This is a genomic window from Allobosea sp., from assembly GCF_030694325.1.
GTDB lineage: Bacteria > Pseudomonadota > Alphaproteobacteria > Rhizobiales > Beijerinckiaceae > Allobosea.
In genome coordinates, this window is the sequence record NZ_JAUXYO010000008.1 from 1 (window position 1) to 5,965 (window position 5,965).

5 protein-coding genes and 1 pseudogene are annotated in these 5,965 nt (G+C 68.2%); 4 read left to right on the forward strand and 2 right to left on the reverse strand.

Going from position 1 to position 5,965, the window contains the following annotated elements; translation table 11 throughout:
- Together Q8M82_RS00290 and Q8M82_RS00295 are read left to right on the forward strand one after the other, a co-directional pair.
- Positions 1-346: pseudogene (locus Q8M82_RS00290) on the forward strand (hypothetical protein); the annotation flags it as partial.
- A 209-nt stretch (positions 347-555) separates the two neighbouring features.
- On the forward strand, positions 556-1,473 hold the full coding sequence (locus Q8M82_RS00295) for a TorF family putative porin (RefSeq protein ID WP_305689400.1): 918 nt from the start codon (positions 556-558) through the stop codon (positions 1,471-1,473).
- Between the two features lie 69 nt (positions 1,474-1,542).
- On the opposite strand, the gene Q8M82_RS00300 is transcribed toward Q8M82_RS00295, so the two are convergent.
- Complete coding sequence (locus Q8M82_RS00300) at positions 1,543-2,022, reverse strand: MarR family winged helix-turn-helix transcriptional regulator (protein WP_305689401.1); 480 nt, start codon at positions 2,020-2,022, stop codon at positions 1,543-1,545.
- Positions 2,023-2,067: 45 nt separating this feature from the next.
- On the opposite strand from Q8M82_RS00300, the gene Q8M82_RS00305 reads away from it, so the two are divergent.
- Positions 2,068-3,060, forward strand: coding sequence for an alpha/beta fold hydrolase (locus tag Q8M82_RS00305; protein WP_305689402.1), 993 nt, complete (start codon positions 2,068-2,070; stop codon positions 3,058-3,060).
- Here Q8M82_RS00305 and hemH read toward each other — a convergent pair.
- Complete coding sequence (hemH, locus tag Q8M82_RS00310; RefSeq protein ID WP_305689403.1) at positions 2,976-4,040, reverse strand: ferrochelatase; 1,065 nt, start codon at positions 4,038-4,040, stop codon at positions 2,976-2,978. The genes Q8M82_RS00305 and hemH overlap by 85 nt on opposite strands.
- Before the next feature lie 276 nt (positions 4,041-4,316).
- Between hemH and Q8M82_RS00315 the strand changes: the two genes are divergently transcribed.
- A complete protein-coding gene (locus Q8M82_RS00315; RefSeq protein WP_305689404.1) occupies positions 4,317-5,837 on the forward strand; it encodes a bifunctional metallophosphatase/5'-nucleotidase in 1,521 nt (506 codons plus the stop codon).
- The last annotated feature ends 128 nt before the right edge of the window (positions 5,838-5,965 follow it).

Here is a 5,965-nt window from a genome sequence, read left to right on the forward strand (position 1 = left end):
CGAGCCGCCCCGCGCCGAAACTCCCCGCCCGGCGCCGGCTGCGGCCGCCACGACCCAGCTTGCCCGCGTCCAGCCGGGCGCCGCCGCTCAGGAGCCCGTTGCCACCGGCTCCTTCGGCACGGCTTCGGCGGAGGGCGAGCCCTTCTACCGCCGGGCGCTGAGCTTCGTGCCGATGATCGGCGCGCGCCCGGCCGAGCCGAACGCCGCCGCGCCCGTCGCCTCCGTGGTTCCTGCCTCTCCGACCGAGGTGGTCGCGCCTCTGCCGCCGCGCCGAGCCGACAGGCTGCGGACGAGCCGGGTCGACGAGACGTCCGCCGCCTTCGCGAGCCAGCCGGCTACACGTTGAGCTGCGCCGCTGGCGTGGCGTGAAAGCCACACCGGCGGATGCTTCGTCGGCTGCGGCGATTTTGAAGGCATGAAAGCCCCGCTCCGCGGGGCTTTTGCTTATTCGCCGGGCATGGTGGTGAAAAGCTCGTCTTGCCCAAAATGGCGACGAAGCGGCTTCATTGTGACGAAAGCGCGCAAACGGGCGCGCCGACGCGCACGGAGCAGATGATGGTCTTCGATTTCCTGAGGTCTTCGGTCACGGGTGTGGCCCTGTCCCTCGCCGCCTTCGCGAGCGCCGCGCAGGCGGCCGATCTGCCGAGCCGGAAGGCCGCCCCCGTTGCGCCGATCCCGCCGAGCATCACCTGGATCGATGTTGCGGTCAGCGTGAAGGCGATGACGGACTACAACTTCCGCGGCATTTCGCAGACGGACCGCAAGCCCGCGATCCAAGGTGGCGTCGAACTGCAGTTCTACAACAACCTGTTCTATGCCGGTGTCTACGCCTCGAATCTCGACCTCGTGACGCGACCCGACGCCGAGATCGACTTCTACGCCGGGATCCGTCCGAAGTTCGGCGACCTGACCTTCGACTTCGGCGTGTGGCAGTACTACTACCCCGGCGAGAAGCAGTTCGTCTTCCCGGCCGGCGTGTTCTGGACGCCGAAGAACACCGACTTCACCGAGGTCTACGGCAAGGTCTCCTATACCTACAAGGACAGCCTGACCGTCGGCGCCAACGTCTTCTACGCCTGGGACTGGCTGGGTACCGGTGCGACCGGCACCTACGCCTCGATCACCGCGAAATACGCGCTGCCCTTCCTCGAGGGCCTCTCGATCTCCGGCGAGTTCGGTCACTACTGGCTCGGCCGCACCAACCAGGCGATCTGGTCGACGACGCCGCCGACCAACCTGCCGGACTATCTCTACTGGAATGCCGGCGTCTCCTATACCTACAAGAACCTGACGGCGGATGTGCGCTATCACGACACCAACCTGTCGAAGAGCGAGTGCTTCCTGAACACGGCCGACCCGCGCGGGATCATCAGCGGTTCGGCCAGTTCGAAATGGTGCGGCCCCGCCGTCGTCGGCACGCTCTCCTTCGACATTACGGCGAGCAGCCTCGGCATCTTCGCCCCGGCGAAGTAATCCGCCTCCTACCATCGACCCCGGAGGGCCGCTCGCGAGGGCGGCCCTTTTTCATGCTCGGCGCCCTGCCTAGCGGGCCATGGAGGCCGCAACCCGGCGCATCATCTCGCCTACGGCATCGCATTCGGCATCGCTGAGCACTTGCATCATCGCCTCGAGCCGCTCGACATGGATCGCCATGGCCCGGCCGGTCAGCGTTTCGCCCTCCGACGTCAGCCAGAGCCGGCGCAGCCGGCGGTCCGCCTCGTCGGCCCGCCGCTCGATCAGCCCGCGCCGCTCCAGCTCCGGGAGCAGCATGCTCATCGCGCTGCGCCCGACCAGAAGCTTCTCGGCCAGGGCCTGCTGCGTCAGGCCCGGCACATGCGCGATGTTGGCCAGCACGTCGTAATGCGCGACCTGAATGCCGAGCGGCGCCAGCGCCTCGCCGAAAACCTTCTTCCAGAGCTGATGCACGCGCGCGACGGCCAGCCAGTTGCGGAAGCGCGGCAGATCCCAGGGGCGGACAGGGGCCGCCGTCTCGACTTCGACACCCTCTTGCTTTTTGTTCATCATTGAACATACTCGTTCAGCGTTGAACAAATCGAGGTCGAGATCATGTCGGCTCTGCTCCTGCGTCTCACGCGGTCTCTGGCGCGCCTCGGCGAAACACTCGCACCCGGCCTGACCGGCCGGATCGCCTTCCGCCTGTTCTGCACCCCACCACGTCCCAAGCAGGGCAACGATCGGGCCGCCTCGGTCAAGTCCCTCGCAGCGCGGCTCGAAGCAGGCACGCCCCTCTCGGTCCCGTTTCCCTGTGGCTCGGTTGCCGCGCGCTTGTTCGAGCCTCCGCACCGCGAAGGCGTCGGCACGCCTGCCTGCGTGATCCTGCTGCATGGTTGGACCGGGCAGGCGGCGGTGATGGCGGCGTTCGTCAGACCTTTGCTCGATGCCGGGTTGAGGGTCGTTGCCTTCGACCTCCCGGCGCATGGCGATTCGACCGGCGTCACCCTCGACCTGCCGACCGGCGTCGCGAGTCTGGCGGCGGTGGCGCGCGCGGTCGGCCCCGTCGAGGCGATCGTCGCGCATTCGTTCGGCGGCTCGATCGCGCTGGCGGCGCTTGCGGGAACGCTGCCGGCGCAGCCCCGCGTCGCAGCCAGGCGCCTGGTGCTGATCGCGCCGCCGTCGTCCATGCAGGAGGTCGCGGGTTGGTTCGCTTGCCGCATCGGGCTCGGCCCGCGCGGCCTGCGGGCGCTGGAGGCCCGCATCCATGCGGTCGCGGGCGTGCCGGTCGCCGCCTTCGCCGGCGCCACCCAGTTGCAGCGCTACGGTGGGCCGACGCTGCTGCTGCATTGCCGGGACGACCGCGAAGTGCCCTTCGCCCATGCGCAGGCGCTGGCGGATGCCGGCCCCTTCGTCAGGCTGGAGGCGCTGGCAGGGCTCGGCCATCGCCGCATCCTGACGGCGCCGCGGGTCGCGGGCCTGGTCGCGGATTTCGTGGCGGGCCGGGTTGAGCCCGCCCCGGATCAGACCCAGCCCATCAACTCACGGCGCACCACGGCCTCGATCGCGTCGATGCCCTCGGGCGAATCGTTCAGGCAGGGCAGATAGGCGAATTGCTGCCCGCCATTGTGCAGGAAGATCTCGCGGTTCTCGACATCGAGCTCTTCCAGCGTCTCCAGACAATCCGCCGAAAAGCCCGGCGCCACGATCGCCATCGACTTCACGCCCGAGGTGGCCAGCAACTTCACGGTCTCGTCGGTATAGGGCTTCAGCCACTCGTCGGGCCCGAAGCGCGACTGGAAGGTCATGCGAAAGTGCTCGGGGCTGTAGCCGAGTTCCTCACGCAGAAGCCGCCAGGTCTTGGCGCAGTGGCAGTGATAGGGGTCGCCCTTGAGGAGATAGTCCTTCGGCATGCCGTGGAAGGAGCAGAGGATCACTTCGGGGTCGAAGTCGAGCTTGGCCAGCGAGGCGCGCATCGAATCGGCCAGCGCTTTGATATAGGCCGGGTCGTCGTGATAGGGCGGTGCCACGCGCACCGCCGGCTGCCAGCGCATCGTCATCAGGGCGCGGAAGGCCTGGTCGCAGGCCGTGGCGGAGGTCGGGGCCGCATATTGCGGGTAGAGCGGCACCATCAGGATGCGGTCGCAGCCCTGGGCCAGCAGCGCCTCGAGCCGGCTCTTCACGTCGGGCAGGCCGTAGCGCATCGCCCAGTCGAAGACGAGCCGCTCGCCATGCTCCGCCGTCAGCCGCGCCGCGAGCTGCTCGGTCTGCGAGCGCGTGATCGTCTTCAGCGGCCCCTCGTCGCGTTCGTTGTTCCAGACGGAGGCGTAGTCCTTGCCCTTGCGGCTCGGCCTTGTGGTCAGGATCACGAGGTTCAGCAGCGGCCACCACAGCCAGCGAGAGGTCTCGATGACGCGCCGATCGGAGAGGAACTCCTTGAGATAGGCCCGCATCGGCCAGTAGGTCGTGCCCTCGGGCGTGCCGAGATTCATCAGCAGCACGCCGATGCGTCCGGTGCGGACCGGCGGATGGTCGGGCGGAAGCATCACGGCCCTCATATCGGCGGCCGGCTTGGTCTGGACTGTCATGATCGCGGATGTCCTTCAGGCACCGGCCGGGGAAGCGGTAACGCGGCTTGCGGCGAGGCCGGATGCGAAACCCACGCCGGAGGCCTGGGATCGCCCGGGCGGTCGCCCCTGCCGCAGCCGTGATTTAGACGAGTTACCAGTTTCGTCCAGTGTCGCGCAAAGGGGTGCGACATCGCATGACGCTGCAGAAAGTCCTGCGGGCGCCCGCGGTTCCGCTGGCCAGCCTGGCGCAGGCTTTGCTAGTCTGGAGCGGTTCTCAAGCAGGGGCTCCCTCGCATGACCAAGCTCACCCGCCGCAACGCGCTCGGCGTCATTGCCGCTCCGGCCGCGCTCGCCGCCACCGCCCCGGCTGCGATCGCGCAGCAGCCGGCGCCTGCCTTCACCCTGCTGCTGGTCAACGACATCTACAAGATGAGCGACGACAAGGGCCGCGGCGGCTTCGCTCGGGCGGCCGGCATCGCCAAAGCCGAGCGCGCCAAGGGCGTGCCGCTGCTGTTCTGCCATGCGGGTGACTGCTACTCGCCCTCGCTGATGTCGGGCTTCGACCAGGGCGCCCATATCGTGGCGATGCAGAACAAGATGGGGCTCGATGTCTTCGTGCCCGGCAATCACGAATTCGACTTCGGCAAGGAGAACTACCTCAAGCTCACCGCCGCCCAGAGCTACCCGACCTTCGCCGCCAATCTGCGTGACGCGGCCGGCCAGCCGCTGCCGGGCCACAAGGATTCGCAGATCTTCGAGCTCGGCGGGTTTAAGGTCGGCGTCATTGGCACGACCTTCGATCCCACGCCGCAGATCTCCAACCCCGGCGACCTGACGTTTTCCTCGACAATGGAGGCGCTGCGCCGCGAGGCGAAGGTGCTGAAGAGCCAGGGGGCGGACGTGCTCGTCGCCGTCGTCCATGCCGACCGGGCCATGGACAACGAGATCGTGCGCTCGCGCGTCGTCGACATCCTGCTGACCGGCCACGACCACGACCTCGCCATCGCCTATGACGGCAAGGTCGTGATGGTGGAGTCCAACGAGGAGGGCAATTACGTCACCGCCATCGATGTCGCCGTCAGCGTGCGCGGCGAGGGCGCGGCCCGGCAGGTTTCCTGGACCCCGACCTTCCGCGTCAACGACTCCCGCTCCGCCACGCCCGATCCCGAGGTCGCCGCCCTGGTCAAGGGCTACGAATCGGAACTCTCCAAGGAGCTCGACATCGACGTTGCCGTGCTCGCCGCGCCGCTCGATTCCCGCACCGGCGTCATCCGCACCCAGGAGGCCGCGATCGGCAACCTCATCGCCGACGCGATCCGCGCCGCCACCGGCGCCAAGCTCGCCATCACCAATGCCGGCGGCATCCGCGCGAACAAGCAGTATCCGGCCGGCCATAAGCTGACCCGCCGCGACGTGCTGAGCGAACTGCCCTTCGGCAACGCGACCGTCATGGTCGAAATCACCGGCAAGGACATCAAGGACGCGCTCGAGAACGGCCTGCGCGACGCCCCTCAGGGCGCCGGGCGCTTCCCGGTCATCTCCGGCTTCAAGTTCGAAGCCGATCCGAAGCAGCCCCAGGGCTCCCGCGTCCTTTCGATCACGGTCGACGGCCAGCCGATCGACCCCGCCGGCAAATACACCGTCGCCTCGAACAACTTCATGCTGGAGGGTGGCGACGGCTACACCGCTCTCGGGCGCGGCAGGACGGTGATCGGCCTCACCGACGGCAAGCTGATGGCCAATGAGGTCATGGTCTATCTGCGCAAGCTCGGCACGATCGACGCCAAGGTCGAGGGTCGGATCGTCCTGAAGTGAACTGCCTCGCGGCGCTCGCCGCCTTTCGTGCGGAAGCCGGAGGGGCGGGCTGGGGCGCGCTGCCGGTCTTCGCCCCCTGCGGGGCGGCGGAGCGTGCCTGCGCCGCCGCCGATGCCGAGCGCGAGGCG